Source organism: Mucilaginibacter celer, assembly GCF_003576455.2.
In the GTDB taxonomy this organism is placed as follows: domain Bacteria; phylum Bacteroidota; class Bacteroidia; order Sphingobacteriales; family Sphingobacteriaceae; genus Mucilaginibacter; species Mucilaginibacter celer.
On sequence record NZ_CP032869.1, the window covers coordinates 5,433,298 to 5,453,848 of the forward strand.

General features: G+C 44.0%; 18 protein-coding genes. 15 read left to right on the plus strand and 3 right to left on the minus strand.

The window, feature by feature from the left end; genetic code table 11:
- Nucleotides 1-45: 45 nt before the first annotated feature.
- The 15 genes from HYN43_RS22335 (at nucleotide 46) to HYN43_RS22405 (ending at nucleotide 17,048) form a co-directional block, all read left to right on the plus strand.
- Nucleotides 46-528, plus strand: a complete 483-nt coding sequence (locus HYN43_RS22335) for a DUF1801 domain-containing protein (RefSeq protein WP_119406147.1) — start codon at nucleotides 46-48, stop codon at nucleotides 526-528.
- A gap of 77 nt (nucleotides 529-605) precedes the next feature.
- Entirely contained in the window at nucleotides 606-4,163 is a 3,558-nt protein-coding gene (locus HYN43_RS22340; RefSeq protein WP_119406148.1) for a sensor histidine kinase, read from the plus strand.
- Between the two features lie 398 nt (nucleotides 4,164-4,561).
- Nucleotides 4,562-5,617, plus strand: a complete 1,056-nt coding sequence (locus HYN43_RS22345) for a sensor histidine kinase (RefSeq protein WP_162996585.1) — start codon at nucleotides 4,562-4,564, stop codon at nucleotides 5,615-5,617.
- Nucleotides 5,614-6,315, plus strand: coding sequence for a LytR/AlgR family response regulator transcription factor (locus HYN43_RS22350; RefSeq protein WP_119406150.1), 702 nt, complete (start codon nucleotides 5,614-5,616; stop codon nucleotides 6,313-6,315). The genes HYN43_RS22345 and HYN43_RS22350 overlap by 4 nt, the downstream gene beginning before the upstream one ends.
- A gap of 28 nt (nucleotides 6,316-6,343) precedes the next feature.
- Nucleotides 6,344-8,044 carry a CocE/NonD family hydrolase gene (locus HYN43_RS22355; protein ID WP_119406151.1) on the plus strand — a complete coding sequence of 567 codons (1,701 nt, stop codon included), beginning with the start codon at nucleotides 6,344-6,346 and terminating at the stop codon, nucleotides 8,042-8,044.
- A 956-nt stretch (nucleotides 8,045-9,000) separates the two neighbouring features.
- Nucleotides 9,001-9,576, plus strand: a complete 576-nt coding sequence (locus HYN43_RS22360; protein ID WP_119406152.1) for a TerD family protein — start codon at nucleotides 9,001-9,003, stop codon at nucleotides 9,574-9,576.
- Nucleotides 9,577-9,580: 4 nt separating this feature from the next.
- Nucleotides 9,581-10,252 (plus strand): TerD family protein, encoded by a 672-nt coding sequence (locus HYN43_RS22365; protein ID WP_119406153.1) that lies wholly within the window; start codon nucleotides 9,581-9,583, stop codon nucleotides 10,250-10,252.
- A 176-nt stretch (nucleotides 10,253-10,428) separates the two neighbouring features.
- Nucleotides 10,429-11,124 carry an HAD family hydrolase gene (locus tag HYN43_RS22370; protein WP_119406154.1) on the plus strand — a complete coding sequence of 232 codons (696 nt, stop codon included), beginning with the start codon at nucleotides 10,429-10,431 and terminating at the stop codon, nucleotides 11,122-11,124.
- The gene (locus HYN43_RS22375) at nucleotides 11,121-11,966 is read left to right on the plus strand and encodes a phosphoribosyltransferase family protein (protein WP_119406155.1); all 846 of its coding nucleotides are present in this window, start codon (nucleotides 11,121-11,123) and stop codon (nucleotides 11,964-11,966) included. The genes HYN43_RS22370 and HYN43_RS22375 overlap by 4 nt, the downstream gene beginning before the upstream one ends.
- Nucleotides 11,956-12,510 (plus strand): TerD family protein, encoded by a 555-nt coding sequence (locus tag HYN43_RS22380; protein ID WP_119406156.1) that lies wholly within the window; start codon nucleotides 11,956-11,958, stop codon nucleotides 12,508-12,510. Before HYN43_RS22375 ends, HYN43_RS22380 begins: the two co-directional genes overlap by 11 nt.
- A 5-nt stretch (nucleotides 12,511-12,515) precedes the next feature.
- The gene (locus HYN43_RS22385) at nucleotides 12,516-13,130 is read left to right on the plus strand and encodes a TerD family protein (RefSeq protein WP_119406157.1); all 615 of its coding nucleotides are present in this window, start codon (nucleotides 12,516-12,518) and stop codon (nucleotides 13,128-13,130) included.
- Between the two features lie 63 nt (nucleotides 13,131-13,193).
- Nucleotides 13,194-14,366 carry a toxic anion resistance protein gene (locus HYN43_RS22390; protein ID WP_119406158.1) on the plus strand — a complete coding sequence of 391 codons (1,173 nt, stop codon included), beginning with the start codon at nucleotides 13,194-13,196 and terminating at the stop codon, nucleotides 14,364-14,366.
- A 214-nt stretch (nucleotides 14,367-14,580) separates the two neighbouring features.
- Nucleotides 14,581-15,543, plus strand: a complete 963-nt coding sequence (locus tag HYN43_RS22395) for a hypothetical protein (protein ID WP_119406159.1) — start codon at nucleotides 14,581-14,583, stop codon at nucleotides 15,541-15,543.
- A 9-nt stretch (nucleotides 15,544-15,552) separates the two neighbouring features.
- Complete coding sequence (locus tag HYN43_RS22400; RefSeq protein WP_119406160.1) at nucleotides 15,553-16,374, plus strand: TerC family protein; 822 nt, start codon at nucleotides 15,553-15,555, stop codon at nucleotides 16,372-16,374.
- Nucleotides 16,375-16,583: 209 nt separating this feature from the next.
- Nucleotides 16,584-17,048 carry a phosphatidylglycerophosphatase A family protein gene (locus HYN43_RS22405; protein WP_119406161.1) on the plus strand — a complete coding sequence of 155 codons (465 nt, stop codon included), beginning with the start codon at nucleotides 16,584-16,586 and terminating at the stop codon, nucleotides 17,046-17,048.
- Nucleotides 17,049-17,229: 181 nt separating this feature from the next.
- On the opposite strand, the gene HYN43_RS22410 is transcribed toward HYN43_RS22405, so the two are convergent.
- The 3 genes from HYN43_RS22410 to HYN43_RS22420 all read right to left on the minus strand — a co-directional run bounded on the left by HYN43_RS22410 (nucleotide 17,230) and on the right by HYN43_RS22420 (nucleotide 20,549).
- A complete protein-coding gene (locus tag HYN43_RS22410; protein ID WP_119406162.1) occupies nucleotides 17,230-17,991 on the minus strand; it encodes a 3-keto-disaccharide hydrolase in 762 nt (253 codons plus the stop codon).
- A 28-nt stretch (nucleotides 17,992-18,019) separates the two neighbouring features.
- On the minus strand, nucleotides 18,020-19,735 hold the full coding sequence (locus tag HYN43_RS22415; protein WP_119409074.1) for a GMC oxidoreductase: 1,716 nt from the start codon (nucleotides 19,733-19,735) through the stop codon (nucleotides 18,020-18,022).
- A gap of 85 nt (nucleotides 19,736-19,820) precedes the next feature.
- The gene (locus HYN43_RS22420; RefSeq protein WP_119406163.1) at nucleotides 19,821-20,549 is read right to left on the minus strand and encodes a glucosamine-6-phosphate deaminase; all 729 of its coding nucleotides are present in this window, start codon (nucleotides 20,547-20,549) and stop codon (nucleotides 19,821-19,823) included.
- Between the last annotated feature and the right edge of the window lie 2 nt (nucleotides 20,550-20,551).

Consider the following 20,551-nt stretch of genomic DNA (forward strand, 5'->3'; position numbering starts at 1 on the left):
AGTTAATTATTATTAACTGAAAATAAAACACTGTACATTTATATTATGCCGAAAGAAGAGGTTACCGATTTGCTTTTTTTTATGAAAGCCTTCCCATCCGAAGTGCGGGAAAGGGCTTTATGGCTACGCGATTTTGTGTGGGACTTGTACCCGCAGGCCAACGAACTTATTTATGATAACTACAACGCGCTGGCGGTGGGCTGGTCGCCTACCGAAAAGATGGGGCATATTTTCTGTTCGTTCGCCGTGTACAGGGTTGGTTATAACACACACTTTGGTTTTTACTGGGGATCGGAACTTCATGACCCCAAAAAGCTGCTAATTGGCGAGGGTAAACAATACCGCTATTTACAGGTAACCGATGTAGGATCGTTTCCGCAGGATGAAGTGAAAACACTGGTTGAGGAAGCCTGGGAAAACTCGCTGGCCAAGGTTAAAGATGCCAAACAGATAACCAATAGCAAAACCATTGTTAAAATGGTGAGTGATAACAAGCGGGAGAAGAAGCTAAAAGCACCTAAAAAGTAAGCTCCGTTTATATTTAATGCCTCCTTTTTATTTTACGGCATAAAACGTTTACTTTATACCTGTTAACTTATTCCTTAATGAAAAAGATCATCCTGCTGATTTTGTGTTGCCTTGTATACGTAAATATCCGTGCGCAAACGGCTCGTTTATATTTCGACAGGTTTGACATTAAAAAAGGACTACCCGAATCAAACGTAAATACCATTAAGGAAGATAGCGAGGGATATATGTGGTTCTCTACGCAAAACGGACTGGTACGATATGATGGCTACCGGTACAAAATTTACCGGCTCGGATCGCAAAAGCTCAACCGCCAGGTGGCAACCCTTGTTTTCAGTATTGTTGAAGATGATAAAAAAAACCTTTGGGTGAGCACGTTGGTTAACGGGCTGTTTAAGTATAACAGGCAAACTGATACTTTCAGCCAATATCCATATCCTGATCAATATGCCCAGTTTATAATAACTTCAACCGACCGGTACGGCAATGTTTGGGGCCGGTACAACGCTACCGACGGCAGACAAAGCGTTGTAAAATTTGATATTGTTACCGGACAATACGAAAAGTTTGATCGCTGGCATAAAGGTATTTATCATTTATCTGCAACTTATGGTTATGCTACTTATAAAACCGCCAATGGCGATATCTGGATTCCGACAAACAACGGTCTTTTTCGTTATAACGGCAAAGGGAAAAGCCTAACCCCATATTTCAACACCACAGATACTGCTAAGCAAATGGGGATAAATCCGGTTTATGAAGCACCATCAGAGCCTGGAATTTTGTACATGAATACTTTCCACGGCAATAATATCGACCTCAAATTTTCCCGCTTCGATACCAAAACCGGAGCTATAAAACACTTCCGGCCCGGCCCGGCTAAAGACAGCCTTTTAAACGCCGGTATTTTCAGTATTTACGAAGACGCCAACAAACAGCTTTGGATAGGCACCATGCAAGGCCTTTCAATGTTTAACAGGCAAAACGGCAAATTCAGCAACTACGTTCCTGTTGATACCTTAACGCAAACCGATAAAAACAACTTAATGGCCATAAGGGAAACCAAAGACGGCATTTTGTGGGCAACATTCCCTTATGGCTTAATGTCTTTTGACCCTAAAACAGCCGTTTTTACGCGATATAGTGTAAATCCCGACGATCCCGGTGGTATCGGCAGTTCCTTAATCTCAACCAAAACAGTTGATCATACCGGCGAGCTTTGGTTAGGTTACGGTAACGCTGGCGCAGCGAGGCATAACAAACAAAAAAGTGCGTTTACAATTTGTAAAACCGGGCAAAAAGTAAACGGCTATCCGGGCCGCGTTGCCGGGCTTCAGCTATTAAAAGATGGCTCGGCCTGGTTGAGCACACGGTTGGGTATTTTTAAAGGATCGGTTCAGGCCAATCAATATCAAAAAGTGTTTTCGTTGGAAAATGATGAGCGGTACGCTGGCGGGATAGTTATGGGCAAGGATAATATGCTGTATGTTGCCAGCGATGACGGGCTTATTGTGTTCAACACCGTCACCCAAAAAAAAATAACCTATAAAAGTAACCCTGTCGACAGCACTACGCTAAATACCGGCTTTATAAATATCATTTACCAGGATCATACCGGCATAGTATGGGTGGCAAGCAATAATGAAAAAGGCATTTGCTCCTTTAACCCGGCAACTAAAAAGTTTACCCGGTACCCATACCGCAACACGCTCGAAACAATAACCCCGAAAAACAAATATTATTTTGACGACAGCCGCGCTATTGTTTTTTATGAAGACAGAGACAGCACCCTTTGGATAGGCAGTAATTTTGGAGGCCTGAGCCGCTTTGACAGGAAAAACAAACGGTTTATTTCGTATTTCAATAACGATATCCGTAACGCCACTTGTGTAAACAGTATTTGTGAAACCAAAGACGGCAGTTTTTGGATAGGAACTTACCTTGATGGTATTTTTCAATTTGATCGCCGGTCGGGTAAGTTCATCAGGCACTTTAACGAGCGCAATGGGCTGTTGTTTAATTCGGTTATCGGCATCAGCGAAGATAATTATGGCCGCCTGTGGGTTTTGTCGGAACGTGGGCTATCCAGGCTTGATCCGAAAACCATGCAGATCAAAAACTTTGCTATGGCTAATATACTGCCGGGCAATGATGTTTTCAGGGGTATAAACCAATTTGGCAAATTGCCCGGCGGAGAACTTGTTGTCCCTCTAAATAATGGCATCAGCTGGTTTAATCCCAAAAGCCTTGATGATAGTCCGTTTTTGCCGGTGGTTCATATTGAAGAGATTACTTACAGTAATCCTGCCGCCAGCGATACAGCAGTTAATAAAGTGTTAGCCTACGGCCACAAAACACTCCAATTTGCATACAACCAAAACCGTGTGCAGTTTAGCTACATAGCATTGCAATACGATAACCCTGAACAAAACATTTATGCCTACAAACTGGATGGCTATGATAAAGATTGGGTACAGGCAGGAACCAACCGCTCGGTAACCTATAACAATCTTGCGGCAGGCACCTACATATTTCACGTAAAGGCGGCCAACAGTTCGGGTGTTTGGAATAATACCGGCGATAGCATCACTATCATCATTGCCACGGCCTGGTACCTGCGCTGGTGGGCCTGGTTAATATATATAGTGGCTTTTGGCTCGGCGGTGTATGCGTTTATTTCTTACCGATCTCGCCAGCTTAAAAATGAAAATATTTCGCTGGAAGAAAAAGTAAAACTCCGCACCAACGAACTGAGTAAAGCCAATAAAGAGCTAAGCGAGCAGCAGGAAGAAATTATTACCCAACGTGACAGGCTGGCCGAAGCGGTTGATAACCTTAAAACCACCCAGCAGCAACTTATCCAATCAGAAAAACTGGCTTCGCTGGGCGAACTTACTGCCGGTATTGCGCACGAGATTCAAAACCCGCTCAATTTTGTAAACAATTTTTCGGAGGTGAGTATTGAGCTTCTTGATGAAATGGAAACCGAACTGGCCAACGGCGACCCGGAAGAGGCGCAGGCCATTGCTGCTGATATTAAGCTAAACCTCGAAAAAATACACCACCACGGTAAACGGGCCGATGGCATTGTGAAAAACATGCTGCAACACTCGCGGGCAGGTACCGGCAGCAAAGAACCTGTAAACATCAACAACCTAACCGGCGAATATTTTAAACTGGCCTACAACGGGCTTCGCGCCAAAGACAAAACTTTCAACGCTGCGCTGGTTACCAATTTTGATGAAGGTTTACCACCGGTAAACATGATACAGCAGGATATAGGCCGGGTGTTGCTTAACCTGTTTAACAATGCGTTTTACGCTGTTCATCAAAAGCAAAAAACGGCAGGCGATGACTACAAACCCGAAGTTATTGTTGAAACCACTATTGTTACTCCCCCTTCAGGGGGCCGGGGGGCTGTTATTTCTGTGCGCGATAACGGGATGGGCATACCCGATAGCATCAAGGAAAAAATAATGCAACCGTTTTTTACTACCAAACCAACCGGACAAGGAACAGGATTGGGCTTATCACTCAGTTATGATATTGTGGTGAAAGGGCATGGGGGTAAAATTGATATTGAGAGTAAAGAGGGTGAGTATACGGTGTTCACTATTACATTGCCGGTTGGATAAGTTTTGTGGTGTTCAACTTTTTATTCACTGGCTAAGGTTCACATCTTTTTTAATGCCCAGATTAAAATAAAAACGAATGTCATTTCGACGAATTGGCGGGGATAGAGCGTACGGGGAGGAGAAATCTTGTACGCCATGCTAATCCTCCATTCCCGGCCCTATGCATGGTGTACAAGATTTCTCTTTCGCCCTTGCGCTCCATCCTCCCTCGCTCTATCGAAATGACATTTTTTTTATTTTAGAGATGTTTTACGCACAGCGTAGAGGGGTGACGAGCGCAGCGATGTCGGGGTGAGTAAATTCTGCACTCATCCCCTAAATACCGGCACTCATGTACTTTATCTTTTAACTGCACAATAGTTTTTGTTGCTTTGATTAATAATTCAGTAACAAAAAAATTGAAACAGCAGATAACCATATCATTATACTGGAAATGCCAGCTCATTGGCTGGTCGCTTGCGGCGGTTTACTGGGGCCTGGCGGGTTATAACGGGTACCGTTTCGATTGGTTGTTTGCGGGGCTGATGTTTGTTACCGATGTAATTATTTACATCCTGATTACGCACAGCTATCGCAATATCGTATCAAAGCGGGGCTGGAAAAATCTGGATTTTTATCCTTTAATAATAAGGCTTATACCATCCGTATTAATACTGGGCCTGATTTATCTGGGGGTAACTATACTTAAAGTATATTATCTAAGGGTATTGTACTTCCCTCATTACATGCTGTCGTTTTCAGATACTTTTAGTTCCAATTGGTTGCCCGTATTTATGGCCGGCATCCGGTTAATGGCTATCTGGCTGCTGGCTTATCATTTATACCATTACTCGCGCCGCGAAATTAATGCTGTAAAGGAAAACTCGCGGCTGGCCTTAACCGCCCGCGAAATGCAGCTTAATAACCTTTCGGCCCAGCTTAACCCGCATTTTCTGTTCAATTCGTTAAATAACATCAAGGCTTTAATTATTGATGATCCCAAATCGGCCAGGAGAGCTGTCGATCTGCTGGCTGATTTGCTGCGCAACTCACTTTACAAAGGCGACAGGCAACTCATCACCATAAATGAAGAGCTTGAACTGGTAAAGGACTACCTCGAACTTGAAAAACTGCGATTGGAAGAACGCCTTAGCTATACTATTGGCCCGCCCGATGAATTTCAAACAGTCCTTATTCCACGTTTAAGTATCCAAACGCTTGTTGAAAATGCCATTAAACACGGCATAGCCCAACGAAAACAGGGCGGCCTTATCAGCATAGCCATTGTTGCCGGTAATAGTTGCTTAATGATAGTGGTGAGCAACACTGGCTGTTTAATGCCCCAAGGCGAACATGGCTTAGGCATCCAAAATTTAAATGAACGCCTGCAGTTACATTACAAAGGCAAAGCCGGTTTTACCATTGGCGAGGCTAAAAACACAGTAACCGCAACCATCAAAATCCCACTGGTATGAAAAAGATAAAAGTGATGATTGTTGATGATGAGCGCGCCGCACGTAGCGAGATAAGGCGTTTGCTTACCGGCTATCCCGATTTTGAGATCATATCCGAAGCTGCTAATGCCGACGAAGCGCAAAACCTGATGATCGCCCGGATGCCCGATCTGCTGTTTTTAGATATCCAGATGCCAGAAAGATCGGGCTTTGATTTGCTTGAAACGATGGACCATGTGCCGCCGGTAATATTTACCACCGCTTATGATCAGTATGCGGTAAAAGCTTTTGACATCAGCGCGCTCGATTACCTGGTAAAACCCATCCGTGAGGAGCGTTTTGAAAAGGCCATAATGCAGGCCAGGCAAAAGCTTAACAACGCAGATAACGCCGGACAGATTTTTGTGAAAGACAGGCAGCAATACCACCTGGTGCAATGGAGTTCGGTTCACCTCATCGAATCGATGGATAATTATGCCCGCATTTTTTATGGTGATAAAAACGTGTTTCTAAAAAGCTCGCTCAACCAGTTGGAGGATAAATTAAATGCCGAAATGTTTTTCAGGATTAACCGGGCACAGATCATTAACAGGAAGTTTGTTAACGCGGTTAATGCGCCGGCTGGCAACCGTTTAACTATAACACTAAGCACGGGCAATGTGCTCGAAGTTTCGGAAAGACAATCGGTAAAATTTAAACTTTGGGTGGCCACTAAATAAAATCATACACACGTATTAATCCTTAAAAATGATGAGAAAAATATTCTCCCTGCTATTGCTATGCCTTATTTTTGGCAAGCCGGCATCGGCACAAAACAAACCCAGCACAGGAACCTACATCCGCGACAGCATATTATTAAAAACCCGGGATGGGGCATCTGTTACCGTAATTGTAGCCCGCAAAAAAGGTGCAACCCAAAAACTTCCAACCATTTTCCAGTTTACCATTTACGCCCGCCGTACCGATACGTTAAAAATACAGGAAGCTGCCGATCGTGGCTACATTGGCGTTATGGCCTACTCCCGCGGCAAGTGGAACAGCGCCGGTGATATTTTAGCCTACGAAACCGATGGCCGCGACGCTTATGATGTGATAGACTGGATAAGCAAACAACCATGGAGCGATGGTCGGGTGGGTATGTATGGCGGTAGCTATAATGGCTTTACCCAATGGGCAGCCACCAAAAAACTGCATCCGGCATTAAAAACCATTGTGCCCTCGGCGGCGGTAGCACCCGGCCTTGATGTACCCATGACCAACAATGTACAGATGAGCTTTGTATTTTCGTGGACGTACTATATCGCCAACAATAAATTCCTTGACGAAAAAGATTACAACGGCCCCCAATGGAATCAATTGTATTGGAACTGGTATAACCAGGGCCTGCCCTACCACAGCCTCGACAGCTTAACAGGCAGAGGCACAAATACTATGTTTCAGCACTGGGTGACACATCCGGCTTACGATAAGTACTGGCAGGATATGATCCCCTATAAAAGCGATTTTGCACACATCAACATCCCCATCCTATCTACCACCGGCTATTATGACGGCGGGCAGATTGGCGGAATGTACTACTACCGCGAGCTGGCCAAATATAACCCCAAAGCCGATCAATATGTGTTGATTGGCCCTTATGGCCACTTCGGTTCGCAAAGTCACCCGGATACGGTATATAATGGCTACCGGATTGATGATGCAGCCAGGATAAACATCCACGAAATTATTTACCAGTGGTTTGATTACATCTTTAAAAATAAACCCAAACCGGCTATCCTTAAAAACAGGTTCAATTTTGAGGTGATGGGCAGCAACCAATGGCAGCATGTGCCCTCATTAAAACAAATGAGCAATGACACCCTAAAGTTTTATCTAAATAACAATCATCTCGCAGCTATCAAACCTAAAAAGCAAACATCCATGCCACAAAAAATTGATTTTGCCAACCGGAACGACATCAGCAGCTACTATTTCGAAAACCAGTTGATTTATGATAGCATCAACACCAGCGGATTGGTTTTTAAAAGCGACGTGCTAACCAAACCCCTAACCATCAGCGGTGCATTTTCGGGTCTGCTGAAAACTATTATCAACAAAAAAGACATGGATTACCATGTGGTGCTGTTTGAGCAAATGCCCGATGGCAAATATTTTTTCCTGTCGTACTTTATGGGCCGGGCCAGCTACGCCACAAGTACAGAAAAACGCAGGCTGTTAACTCCGGGAAAAACAGAAACCATACCTTTCAGCAATACCTACATTACCGCCCGGCGGTTAAACAAAGGCAGCAGAATTGTTATCGTACTCAATGTCAACAAAAGCCCTTTCGAGCAGATCAATTACGGCACCGGTAAACCCGTGAGCGACGAAAGTATAAAGGATGCTAAAATTCCTTTGCATATCAAATGGCTTAACAGTAGCTATATCAATATTCCGGTATTAAAGTAATTATAGGGGGTATCACTCGCAAAGGGGCGATTCAGAGATTAGTGATTGGAGAACAGAGATTAGTACTTTGCGTGCTTAAATTCTCAACTATCTACCTCAAAAAAACTTTGCGCCTTTGCGAGTTTAAAATTAAGAGATTAGTGATTGGAGAACAGAGATTAGTACTTTGCGTCTCAGCCTCTTTGCGTGCTTAAAACTCTCAAACTATCCACCTCAAAAAACTTTGCAACTTTGCGCCTTTGCGAGCTTAAAATTAAGAGATTAGTGATTGGAGAACAGAGATTAGTACTTTGCGTTTCAGCCTCTTTGCGTGCTTAAAACTCTCAAACTATCCAACTCAAAAAACTTTGCGGCTTTGCGCCTTTGCGAGCTTAAAATTAAGAGATTAGTGATTGGAGAACAGAGATTAGTACTTTGCGTCTCAGCCTCTTTGCGTGCTTAAAACTCTCAAACTATCCACCTCAAAAAACTTTGCGGCTTTGCGCCTTTGCGAGCTTAAAATTAAGAGATTAGTGATTGGAGAACAGAGATTAGTACTTTGCGTCTCAGCCTCTTTGCGTGCTTAAAACTCTCAAACTATCCACCTCAAAAAACTTTGCGGCTTTGCGCCTTTGCGAGCTTAAAATTAAGAGATTAGTGATTGGAGAACAGAGATTAGTACTTTGCGGCTTTGCCCCTTTGCGAACTTAAAACTCTCAAACTATCCACCTCAAAAAACTTTGCGGCTTTGCGCCTTCACGAGCTTAAACAATCACAAAGATATTCTACCTCAAAACCTGTAACATCCCGCCACAACAGTAGTCTCAATATCGTGTAAACAATTTTACAATACTACTCTCAATAAAACATCTAACTTAGATTAAATGTTTAACATCCGGTTTATACCCGGCCATACCTGCAACGCCGCGCAAAAACCCAAAAGGTGATACAGGTTTATCAAAAATAACATTACTACAATGGCTATTAATTTACAAAAAGGGCAAAAGATAGATATCGGCCTTTCAAAAATGACAGTTGGTTTGGGCTGGAACCCTAACGAAGGTACAGGTTATGATTTCGATCTGGATGTATCGGCCATCATGATCGATGCCAACAGGTTGGTTCCGCAGGATGAATTTTTTGTGTTCTATAATAACGTCGATTCGCCCGAGCAATCGGTACATCATACCGGCGATGACCCAACCGGCGGCAACAGCGCAGGTGGCGATGATGAGTCCATCATGGTTGATTTAACCAGAGTTGACGCCCGCATCCAGGAGATCCTGTTTGTGGTTACCATTCACGAAGCACAGGCCCGCCGTCAAAACTTCGGGCAGGTACGTGATTCATACATCCGGATCCTGGACGATCAAACAGGATCTGAAGTTTGTAAGTATGAACTGGGCGAAGATTTTTCTATCGAAACAGCTATCGAATTTGGCAGGCTGTACAAACGCGGTGGTGCCTGGAAATTTGAGGCATCGGGCGTGGGTTACAAAGAAGACCTGGCCTTCTTTTTAGGTAAATATTTTAAAGGACAAATAATTAAATAAGGCAATGGCAATCAATCTGGTAAAAGGTCAAACCATTGATCTTCGTAAAAACGACAAAGGCGAAAGCTTTGATCTTTCGTCGGTTACTATTGGTTTAGGCTGGGATGTACGTAAAACCCACGGCGGCGGCTTTTTAGGCAAACTGTTTAGCGGCGGTGCCGAGGAGGCCGAGTATGATCTGGATGCCATCGCTTTTTTGTTAGATAAAAACGGCAAGGTGGCTAACCGCGGTTATGCTAAACAAGCATCAAATGGTCGCACCATCAATATGTTTGAGGGCGATGTGGTTTACTTTAATTCACAGCGCCATCCATCGGGCAATATCTGGCTCACCGGCGATAACCGCACCGGCGCGGGCGATGGCGATGATGAGCAGATCATTGTAAAGCTTGATGCCCTCGACCCTAAATATGATCGCATCCTGTTCCTGGTAACTATTTATCAGGGCCGCAAAAACAACCAGCACTTTGGCATGATCGAAAACGCCTTTATCCGTGCGGTTGATAACCATGGTAAAGAGATAGCGAAGTTTAGCCTTTCGGGCGATTCAACTTACAATGGTATGTGTTCGATGACCTTTGCCGAGGTGTACCGTAAGGATGGTACCTGGAAATTCAGGGCAATAGGCGAGCCGCATATGACGGATACTTTTGTGGAGATATTGAAATCGTATTAATAAACGCCTCACCAAGTCAAAAAATACTCAACCACGTCATTGCGAGATACGAAGCAATACCAAACTATACAGGGCGGACTTGCATAGCTGCTCTACTAATTGGGGATTGCTTCGTACCTCGCAATGACGTGGTGGTTAATTATTGCTCAGAAAATATCACATCTACCAAAAATTACATGCTCCACCACTATTCATTTGATCTGTGGCTCACACTGATCAAATCAAACCCATTTTTCAAGGTCGAACGCACTAAAATTTTCCACCGCGATTTTAATCCCGCGGGTAAAAGTATTGATGATGTTGCAAGGGTTTTTCGCCAGGTTGATTTGATGTGTAATGCCGTGAACGAGCGCACGGGTAAAAACATCGATGCCGACGAAATGTACCTGATGGTGATTGCCATGATCAATGATAACCAGTACCCGCTTACCGGTGTTGATGTGGATAAGCTGTACCTTGATATGGAAAAACTGCTGTTCTATTACCTGCCGGTAGTTTACTCACCTGTAACAATTGATGTTTTGCATGCTCTAAAACAAAAAGGCGACTGCACCCTTAGTATTTTAAGCAATACAGGTTTTATTAAGGGCAAAACTTTAAGAAAAGTAATGGTTAACTTAGGCCTGCATGATTTTTTCAGTTTCCAGCTGTATTCGGACGAGGAAGGCATGTCGAAACCTAACCAAACCTTATTTAACCTGATGATACAAAACGTTAAGGATTGCAATAAAACCAAACAAATAAAGCCCGAAAACATTATCCACATAGGTGATAACCCAAAGGCCGATATTGAAGGGGCCAATGCTGCGGGGTTGAAAAGCCACCTGATCAACTCAAACAATACATCAATACTAAGCCTGCTAAGCTTATGAAAGCAACGTATTCATTACACCACATTAACAGCGCAACGCATTTTGGCTTCGATGCCGACGATTACAGTCGCTTTAAATTTGGCGATGGCAATGTATCGCGCTCGTTTGGTGCAGATCTGGCTGAGGGATTTATCCGAGAGCAGCTAAGCAAACAGCCTGTAGGGCAGCAAATGGTGGTAATATCAAGCCCATACTCGTTTATTCCTACGGCTACCTTCGCCATGAAAAATCACTTTGTTTGTGGCCTTAACCGCTGGCTGGCCGAACGTGGTTACCCCGTGGTGCAGGAAACAAAAGTACACCGTACCATAACTTACAAAGAAGACTATGGCGCGCTGAACGCCGAGCAAAGGCTGAAACTGATTGGTAACGATTCGTTTCACATTGATAAGGATTTTTTGACGGGCAAAACCTTGCTGTTTTTGGATGATATCAAAATTACAGGCAGCCACGAACGCATGATTATGAAAATGGTGGCTGAATATGGCTTACAGAACGATATTTACATGCTGTACTTTTCCGAACTGGTGAACAAAAACATTCATCCCAACATTGAGAATTTCCTGAACTATCACCATGTAAAAAATATCTTCCACCTTAATGATATCATCAAGGCCGATAATTTTTGCGTTAACACCCGTATAGTAAAATACATACTGAACTACGAGCACGAAAGTTTTTGCATTTTTATACAGGATCAAAGCAGCAAATTCATAAACTTGCTATATGATATGGCTTTGGGCAATGGCTATCATACCATTGATGCCTATGCCGATAACCTTAACTTTATTAAACAGAACCTATTAACACACAACCATAAATTAATTAAACATGGCAATTAACTTGCAAAAAGGCCAGCGGGAGGCAATTAATGCTCCTAAATTTACTGTAGGCCTTGGCTGGGACACCAATAATTCATCAACCGGTTCGGCATTTGATCTTGATGCTTCGGTATTTATTTTAGGCGATAACAAGAAATTACCTGCCGACGAGTTTTTCGTTTTCTACAACAACCCCAAATCTCCGGATGGCGCTGTTGAGCATACCGGCGATAACCTTACCGGCGCCGGCGATGGTGATGATGAGCAGATCATAGTAGATTTGTCGAAGATCGACCCGCGCGTAACCGAGATCTGCATCGTGGTAACCATTCACGAAGCTGAAACCCGCCGCCAGAATTTTGGGCAGGTGCGCAACTCTTTCGTACGCATTTTTGATGCCGCGACTAATACTGATATCCTTAAATACGAACTGGAAGAAGATTTTTCGATAGAAACCGCCGTTGAGTTTGGCCGTATCTACAAAAAAGATAACAACTGGAAATTTGAAGCTGTAGGCGCGGGCATGAAAGGCGGTTTGCAGGATTATTTAACCAAATACAACTAATAAGTATGGCAATCAATCTTCAAAAAGGGCAGCGCATCAGCCTTGAAAAAAGCAATGGCAGCAAGCTGCAAAACGTATGCGTTGGTATAAACTGGGGCGCTATTGAAAAAAAGGGCCTGTTTGGTTTCGGTTCAACCAAAGAAGCGGTTGACCTTGATGCCAGCTGTATTTTATATGACGAAGGCAAGAAACTTATTGATGTAGTTTATTTTGGCAACCTGCGCTCTAAAGATCGTGCGGTAAAACACAGCGGTGATGACCTTACAGGCGATATGGCCGGTAACGATGGTTTAGATAATGAGGTAATTACAGTTGATTTTGCTACCCTTAGCCCAACGGTTAGCTATGTGGCTTTTGTATTGAACAGCTTCCGCGGGCAGGATTTTGGCACTATTCCGTTTGCATCTATCCGCATTTATGAAGGTACGCCCAAAAGTGTCAATGAAATTTTCGCCACTTATGATATTGCGCACAGCAAAGATTTTGCGGGTCATGTATCCATGGTAATGGGCGTGTTTTACAAAAAGAACGGCGAATGGAAATTTAACGCCATTGGCGAACCAACCCGCGACCGCAAGTTGGAAGAAACTGTTAAAACCGTAACAGCAACTTATTTATAGGTAATACCAACGCCCGTTTACCCGGGCGCTATTTGTCATCACAATTATTAATCAATTACGACAATGGAAAACACACCGCTTAATGATGATTTAAATCTAAATATACCACCGCTTATTACTCCATCCAATTTGGAGATCCCGGCGGCGGCGGCGGCACCGCAAGGCAGCAATGTACCTATGAAGGTAGATAAACAAGGTAATGTAAACCTTGACGTTATTCCTGCACAGGATCTGCAAAAGTATAACGACATGAGCAAGGACATTAACCCTGCCGATGTTAACTCAATACTGAACTATGGGGTTGAACTGCAGGGCTCGATGGAGAAATACAGTAACAACTTCCTTACCTCGGTACGTACCTATAACTCGGGCGAGGTTGGTGGTTTGATCAATGAGCTGCTTACCGAGCTGAATTATATTGATGTTGATGAGCTTAATCAAAACGCCTTCTCATCATTCATATCGCATATCCCTTTTATGAAAAAGCTGGTGGTTGATGCCAAAAAGCTTTTCCAGAAGTATGATACCGTGGTGAACAATATTGATAAGATCACCAATAAAATTAAAGCCGGCAGGGTAAACTCGCTGAAGGATAACAGCTCGCTGCAAACCATGTTTGATAGCAATGTTACCTACATTAAGCAAATGGAAGACCTGATTATTGCAGGCCAGATCAAATACAACGAACTTAACGAAAAACTGGCCGTAATGGACGGTAACCCAACAGGCTACCAGGATTATGAAATTGCCGATCTGCGCGATTTTGTTACCCGTTTGGATAAACGCCTGGCCGATTTGAAAGTAGTTCGCTTTATTATGCTGCAATCGCTGGCACAGATCCGCGTGGTGCAAAATAACAATACTACTATTGCCGAGAAAGCGCAGTCCATCGTATCAACCACCATCCCGGTTTGGAAAAACCAGTTAACCATTGCCGTTGCCCTGCACCGCCAAAAGGAAAACGTGGAGATGCAGAAAAAGATTTCGGATACTACCAACACCATTTTGCAAAAGAATGCCGAAATGCTGAAACAAAACAGTATTGAAGTAGCCCGCGAAAATGAAAAAACCGTAGTATCATTGGATACGCTTAAACGCACTACTTCATCACTCATCGAAACCCTTACCGAGGTAAAACGCATCCACGACGAAGGCACCGCCAACCGCCGCACACTAAATACCGAACTTCAAAACCTGGAAACAGAGTTGAAGAAAACGGTAACGAATGTGAGTTAAGCCCCACCCAACCCTCCCCTGAAGGAGAGGGCTAAAAGACTCGTCATTGCGAGGAACGAAGCAATCGCACGGAAGCAGGTCCGCTCTGTACAGTTCGCGATTGCTTCGTTCCTCGCAATGACGTTTTTTGTACATGTACTTCTCTCCTACCCCTCAAACATTCAATCCCATAAATTTGTATTTTTACAGTTAAATAATTGGGTACCGCACGTTGATGGATGAAAACAGGTTAAATATTCTTAACGAATCTAACAGGATGCTGAGCAAGCTTCAGCTGCTTTCGGTTTTTTTTGAGGATGAACTGATCTATAAGATCTACCTGCGTACCCAGGTTATCCACAAGCTTTTTGAAACCAACCCCGAGCTGGATATCAACAAGCTTGAGCTTTTTCATCTGCAGTTTACGGCCAGCCTGGTCGATCTGTTAAGGAAGATTAAAAAGAACAATGAGGCCAACGTAAGTTTGGTTTTTGATGAGATCGATCTCACCCGTGAGATGATCGATAAGATGGATGATAACCAGCTTAGCGAGCAAAGTTTCAAAATCGATCAGCAACGCCAGGCTTTAAAGATCAACCTGTCGCTGCGTAAACTTTACCAGGTACTTTCGGATAACTCGGCCGATTATCCGTTTTCTAAAAACATCAACGCATTCAGTTTACGGTATGCGCCTGATTTTTTTTTCAATATCAGTCCCGAGCTTTATTCTGAGCTGATTCAATATAATTACAACGATACCTATCATAATACCTATGCCACCATTCAGCGTAAATTGATGGGGATCCTGAACAAACATGAGTTCCGTACGGAGTTTTATTGCGGATTAAAGGCAAGTAACCTGGTGCTTGAAGTTTATAAACTGCTGGATGAAGACAGGCATTTTTTATTTTCGCCTGCCAATAATTTATTCATATTTTGCGATGTAGATAAACTGGACGGGATTGACCGTACCAACAACCTATCGCGCAAGGAGCGGCTGATGCACGAACTGCAGGATAAAACCAACAAACTGCAAAGCGATGTGGTAGCCATGAAAGCGCACATGCCGGCCGAAATTAAAAGCCTGCTGGCCGAGAATTATAAAAAGCTTAACGACATCAATTTTCTGCAAAACATCAGCGAAATTGACGTACAGGCCAACATATTAAAATCAATGCTTAACACCGATATCATATAAATAATTTTTATGGAGTTTTTACACTACCTGCTTGGCCCCGACCTGAAGGCCGGCGTTTTGATCATTTTAAACCTGATAGTTATCGAAAGCCTGCTTTCTGTAGATAATGCTGCCGTATTGGCCACCATGGTGCTCGATCTGCCACCGCACCAGCGCAAAAAAGCTTTGCGTTACGGTATCATCGGTGCTTATGTGCTACGTGGCGTGTGCTTGTTTTTGGCAGCCTGGCTGGTATCTGTTTGGTGGTTAAAACCACTTGGCGGTTTGTACCTTATTTACCTTTGCTTTAACTACTTTAAAGGCAAAATAAAGGAAGCCAGCGGAGATGGTGAAGATGAAAGCGTTGATAAAACGCAAAACTGGCTTTACAAATCAACCGTTGGTGTTATCGGGCAGCTTTGGGCAACCATTGCACTGGTAGAACTCATGGACCTTGCTTTCTCTATCGATAACGTGTTTGCGGCAGTAGCTTTTACCGATCATAAAATGCTGATCTATATCGGCGTATTCATCGGCATCCTGGCCATGCGTTTTGTGGCGCAGGCTTTTGTGAAGCTGATGGAAAAATTCACGTTCCTGGAAACTGTGGCGTTTATCGTTATCGGTGTATTGGGTATCAAACTGGCATCATCACTATACGTACACTTCTACCCGGAAGCCGGTTTCTCCAAACTGATGGAAGGCGAAAGCGCGGATATTTTTACATCAGTATTTACTGTAGCTATATTCATTATCCCGGTATTAACCTCGTTGCTGTTCAACTTCCCAAAAAGGCATACAATTGAGCCTGAAGTTGCAGAAGCAGCAGAGGATGTTTTGGATAAACAGTAGTTCAGTTGGCGGTTTTTAGTTTGCAGTAGGCAGTTAAAAACACAGAAATAAAAGCCAAGGCTTGTGCGATTCTCTCCCCTGGGAGGGTGTAGGGAGGGGTTTCTTCACCATGCCAACGAACAGGCATGATGAAGAAACCCCTCCCTGCCACTACACAAGCCATCACACCCCTCCCGGGGGAGGGAATTTTAGAAGATATTAATTAAATCATGTTCTTAAACAAAACCATAGCCTCCATATTTGGCATCGGCTTTTTAAAAGGCGGGGGTACTTATGCGGCTATTGTAACCTGCGGATTTATCTGGCTGCTTTGGCAAAGCCCGGCGCTGCAAAACCCCTGGTATTTGCTGGCCATTACCATATTTATTACCGCCCTCGGCGTATACGCAGGCAACAAGGTTGAGCCTGAATGGGGTGAAGATAGCTCGCGCGTAGTGATCGACGAGGTGGCAGGGATGCTCATCGCTATGCTCTTTATTCCTCCTAATTTCTATTTCCTGCTGGCTGGTTTGGTATTATTCCGCTTTTTTGATATTGTTAAGCCACTTGGCGTACGCAAAATGGAAGATCTGGGCGGCGGACTGGGCGTGATGATGGATGATGTGCTGGCGGGGGTTTACTCTAATATCCTGCTTTGGGTTGGGTATTTTGTTTGGATAAAGTTTGGGAGGTAAGGCTTACTGAGCATAACAGACTTACGAAGTTTTAAAAACTTCGTAAGTCCTTGAACATTACCCCAACGTCATTGCGAGGTACGAAGCAATCCCGAACTATACAAGGAGACTTGCTTAGTCGCTCTGCTAATTGGGGATTGCTTCGTACCTCGCAATGACGTGGTGAAGAAAACAAAAGAGCTTACAACTTCTTCACCTCAATATTCCTATACCACACATCAGCGCCGTGATCCTGCAGCACAATATGCCCGGTTTTAAACGTGCCGAAATCCGGCCATTCTTTAAACTTACTGCCAGCTACCAGCTTTTTCCAGTTATCATCCCACAGGGTTGTTGATAACACATGTTCGCCATTTATAGTAAAATCGAGTTTGCCGTTGTTACACACTATCTCCACCTGGTTCCATGCGCCGGCAGGTTTAACTACTTCTTTTGATATCGAGATCAGATCATACAGGTCTCCAGCGCGGTGTTTGATTAGTTTACCATCTTCGTTCTCTTTGTTATCAACAACCTGGCATTCCGGCCCGGTAAAATAGCTGTATTTATATTTAGCCGTATCCTCTTTAACCAAAAACAAAATGCCGCTGTTACCTGCTTTCGAGATTTTCCACTCCAGTTTCAGGTCGAAATTACTATATTCTTCATCGCTTACCATATCGCCGCCGTTTTTGCTTTGCCAATCGCCTTTTTGTGAGGCGTCGAGGTGCAGGGTGCCATCTTCAGCTTTCCATGCCGCACCGGGAGCTGTTTTACCGTAGGCATGCCAGCCTTTAGTGGTTTTGCCATCAAACAGGGTAACGAAGCCGGTATCTTTAGTGGCAGTGGCAGCAGCAGCAGTATTGGCTGTAGTATCCTCCTTATTATAGTTTTTAGGAGTTGATGAATGGCAGGCGCTTAATACTATGCCGCCCGCAAGCAGGGCTAAAAGTGGTTTGTTCATTGGTTTTATATTTAGTTTTTGGTAGTGTTTATAAATTTCCTTTTTTTATTTCGCCCACTGCATACGTAGCCGCCCGGGCGGTAAGTGCCATGTATAATATTGATGGGCTTTGATTGCCGGTAGTGGTCATGCAGGCTCCATCGGTAACAAAAACATTTTTACATAAATGTAGCTGGTTCCAATTGTTTAGCAGCGATGTTTTTGGGTCCTTGCCCATACGTACACCACCCATTTCGTGGATATCCAACCCGGGCGCTTGTTTGTTTTCGTGCTTTTGGATATTTTTACAGCCCGCCTTTTCAAACATATCAGCAGTCTGGGTTAAAAAATCCTGGATCATGCGCTCATCGTTATCATCATACTCAACCGAAGTAATGAGTAAAGGTATGCCCCATTGGTCTTTTTGATCTTTACTTAACCGCACATGATTGCTTTCCTTCGGGATGGTTTCGCCCTGCAGGTACATGTAGGCACTCCAGCTACCCGGTTCGGTCAACGAATCCTTGTATGCACCGCCTACTTCACCTTGTTCTGTTTCGGCCCGGTGTTGGTTGCGATATGCGCCCATAAAGGTGGTAAAGCCGCCTTTATAGTCTGTTTCCTGTTTGTGGAGGTTGCGATAGTTTGCGAGGATCAATTCTGTAGGATTACGGCCAAAGTAGTATCTATCCAGGTACCCGTCCATATCTGCTGTTACCGAGGCCCGATAATTTTGAAAAGCGATGTATTTGCCTAACAACCCATTATCATTCCCCAAACCATTAGGAAAACGATTGGATATTGAATTAAGCAGGATCAGGTTAGTATTCAAAGCCGAGGCGTTCATAAAAATCACTTTTGCTTTAAAAATGATCTCCTGTTTGGTATTGGTATCAATAACTTTTACGCCGCTCGCCTTACCCAGCTTTTCATCATAAATAACCGAATGCACTACCGAAAAGGGCCTTACCGTAAGGTTGCCCGTTTTTTTAGCCCATGGCAGCGTTGAACTTACCGAACTGAAATATCCGCCGAATGGGCAGCCCCGCATACATAAATTTCGGGCCATGCACTTCACCCTGCCCTGATCAATATGGATTTGCTCCGGCTTGGTTATATGCGCCCAGCGAGCATGCACCAAATGCCTGTCGGGGTAGTTTTCTTTTATTTTTTTGCTGATGTGTTCCTGCACGGCGTTCATATCAAAGGGCGGCAAAAACTCGCCATCGGGCATGGCCTCTATCCCATCCTTATTGCCGCAAACGCCTATAAATTTTTCAACGTGCGAGTACCATGGCGCTACATCATCATAACCAATAGGCCATTCAATACCATAACCAAAACGGGCGGGGTTTTCAAACTCGTATTTGCTCCAGCGCTGGCAGGCCCTGCCCCAGGTAAGTGATTTGCCGCCAACCTGGTATCCGCGAATCCAATCGAATGGTTTTTCCTGGATATAGGGATGATCTTTATCCTTTACAAAAAAGTGGTGATCATCCTCGCCATAACCGGCCGCCTTGCTAATCAGTGGATTTTCATCCAGAAATGTCTTAGTCATAGCGCCCCGGTGCTTAAACTCCCATGGATCCATGGTGGCGGTTGGATAATCTTTAATATGCTGCACATCGCGGCCACGCTCTAAAACCAGGGTTTTCAGGCCTTGTTCACACAGCTCTTTGGCAGCCCAGCCGCCGCTGATGCCCGAGCCTATTACTATGGCATCATAAGTAAGCTGTTCGGCTTTGTTTTCGGATTGATCGGGCATCAGCATAATTGGTTATGATTAAATAAACTGTTTAACAACAAATAGGTTTTAACTAACCTGAGTTCGGGACAAACGGCAATAGATTTTAATTAAGCTGCGCGGCCGCAGCGTTATCTAAAAACACCTGTGCGTTGGGCAGGGTTTTAAATATTGAAGCCGGTACCTCATCGGTAACAACACCTTCGAGCGCTTGGGCTATGATCGCTGCTTTTTTTGCACCACCAGCAATCAACACAGGTACCGCCGATTCGACCAAATGACGCAAGCCAAGCGTGATGCCCTCGGTAAGCACAGCAGTATCATTGGTAAAATATTTCTGCGCTACATCAATGGTGATCTGCGCCAATGGCGAGTGGTGTGCATAAGAATGAAAATCGGCACCCGGCTCGTTTAACCCTATATGTCCGTTTAGGCCTACACCTACTATCATCATATCCAGGCCGCCCAACTTTTCGATATGTTTATTCATCGCCGCGCATTCGGCATCCAGATCATCCGCGGTAGCGTCAAAAAATTTTACTTTATCGGGCGGGATATTGAGCGGTTTAAAAAAGTGTTTTTCTAAATAATAGGTACAGCTGCCATCGTTATGCTTATCAAGCCCAACCCATTCATCAAGGCCAACAAAATTGGTCTGGCTAAAATCAACCTGGCTGTGGGTAGCATATTGAATAAGATAATCAAACATGCCGGTAGGCGATTCGCCGGATGGGAAACAGATCAGCGCATCGGGTTTTTGATTTACAAGGGTAACCACCATGTCGGCCACCGCTTTTGACATGGTATTGTAATCGGGATAGGTGTGTATTTTCATTG

What these genes read in the sequence shown, in the direction of transcription:
- HYN43_RS22380 (WP_119406156.1), top strand. Translation starts at nt 11,956, where the DNA reads ATGGCAATTAACTTGCAAAAAGGCCAGCGGGAGGCAATTAATGCTCCT.
- HYN43_RS22340 (WP_119406148.1), top strand. Translation starts at nt 606, where the DNA reads ATGAAAAAGATCATCCTGCTGATTTTGTGTTGCCTTGTATACGTAAAT.
- HYN43_RS22415 (WP_119409074.1), bottom strand. Translation starts at nt 19,735, where the DNA reads ATGCCCGATCAATCCGAAAACAAAGCCGAACAGCTTACTTATGATGCC.
- HYN43_RS22355 (WP_119406151.1), top strand. Translation starts at nt 6,344, where the DNA reads ATGATGAGAAAAATATTCTCCCTGCTATTGCTATGCCTTATTTTTGGC.
- HYN43_RS22360 (WP_119406152.1), top strand. Translation starts at nt 9,001, where the DNA reads ATGGCTATTAATTTACAAAAAGGGCAAAAGATAGATATCGGCCTTTCA.
- HYN43_RS22370 (WP_119406154.1), top strand. Translation starts at nt 10,429, where the DNA reads ATGCTCCACCACTATTCATTTGATCTGTGGCTCACACTGATCAAATCA.
- HYN43_RS22350 (WP_119406150.1), top strand. Translation starts at nt 5,614, where the DNA reads ATGAAAAAGATAAAAGTGATGATTGTTGATGATGAGCGCGCCGCACGT.
- HYN43_RS22365 (WP_119406153.1), top strand. Translation starts at nt 9,581, where the DNA reads ATGGCAATCAATCTGGTAAAAGGTCAAACCATTGATCTTCGTAAAAAC.
- HYN43_RS22335 (WP_119406147.1), top strand. Translation starts at nt 46, where the DNA reads ATGCCGAAAGAAGAGGTTACCGATTTGCTTTTTTTTATGAAAGCCTTC.
- HYN43_RS22410 (WP_119406162.1), bottom strand. Translation starts at nt 17,991, where the DNA reads ATGAACAAACCACTTTTAGCCCTGCTTGCGGGCGGCATAGTATTAAGC.
- HYN43_RS22405 (WP_119406161.1), top strand. Translation starts at nt 16,584, where the DNA reads ATGTTCTTAAACAAAACCATAGCCTCCATATTTGGCATCGGCTTTTTA.
- HYN43_RS22420 (WP_119406163.1), bottom strand. Translation starts at nt 20,549, where the DNA reads ATGAAAATACACACCTATCCCGATTACAATACCATGTCAAAAGCGGTG.
- HYN43_RS22375 (WP_119406155.1), top strand. Translation starts at nt 11,121, where the DNA reads ATGAAAGCAACGTATTCATTACACCACATTAACAGCGCAACGCATTTT.
- HYN43_RS22385 (WP_119406157.1), top strand. Translation starts at nt 12,516, where the DNA reads ATGGCAATCAATCTTCAAAAAGGGCAGCGCATCAGCCTTGAAAAAAGC.
- HYN43_RS22400 (WP_119406160.1), top strand. Translation starts at nt 15,553, where the DNA reads ATGGAGTTTTTACACTACCTGCTTGGCCCCGACCTGAAGGCCGGCGTT.
- HYN43_RS22390 (WP_119406158.1), top strand. Translation starts at nt 13,194, where the DNA reads ATGGAAAACACACCGCTTAATGATGATTTAAATCTAAATATACCACCG.
- HYN43_RS22395 (WP_119406159.1), top strand. Translation starts at nt 14,581, where the DNA reads ATGGATGAAAACAGGTTAAATATTCTTAACGAATCTAACAGGATGCTG.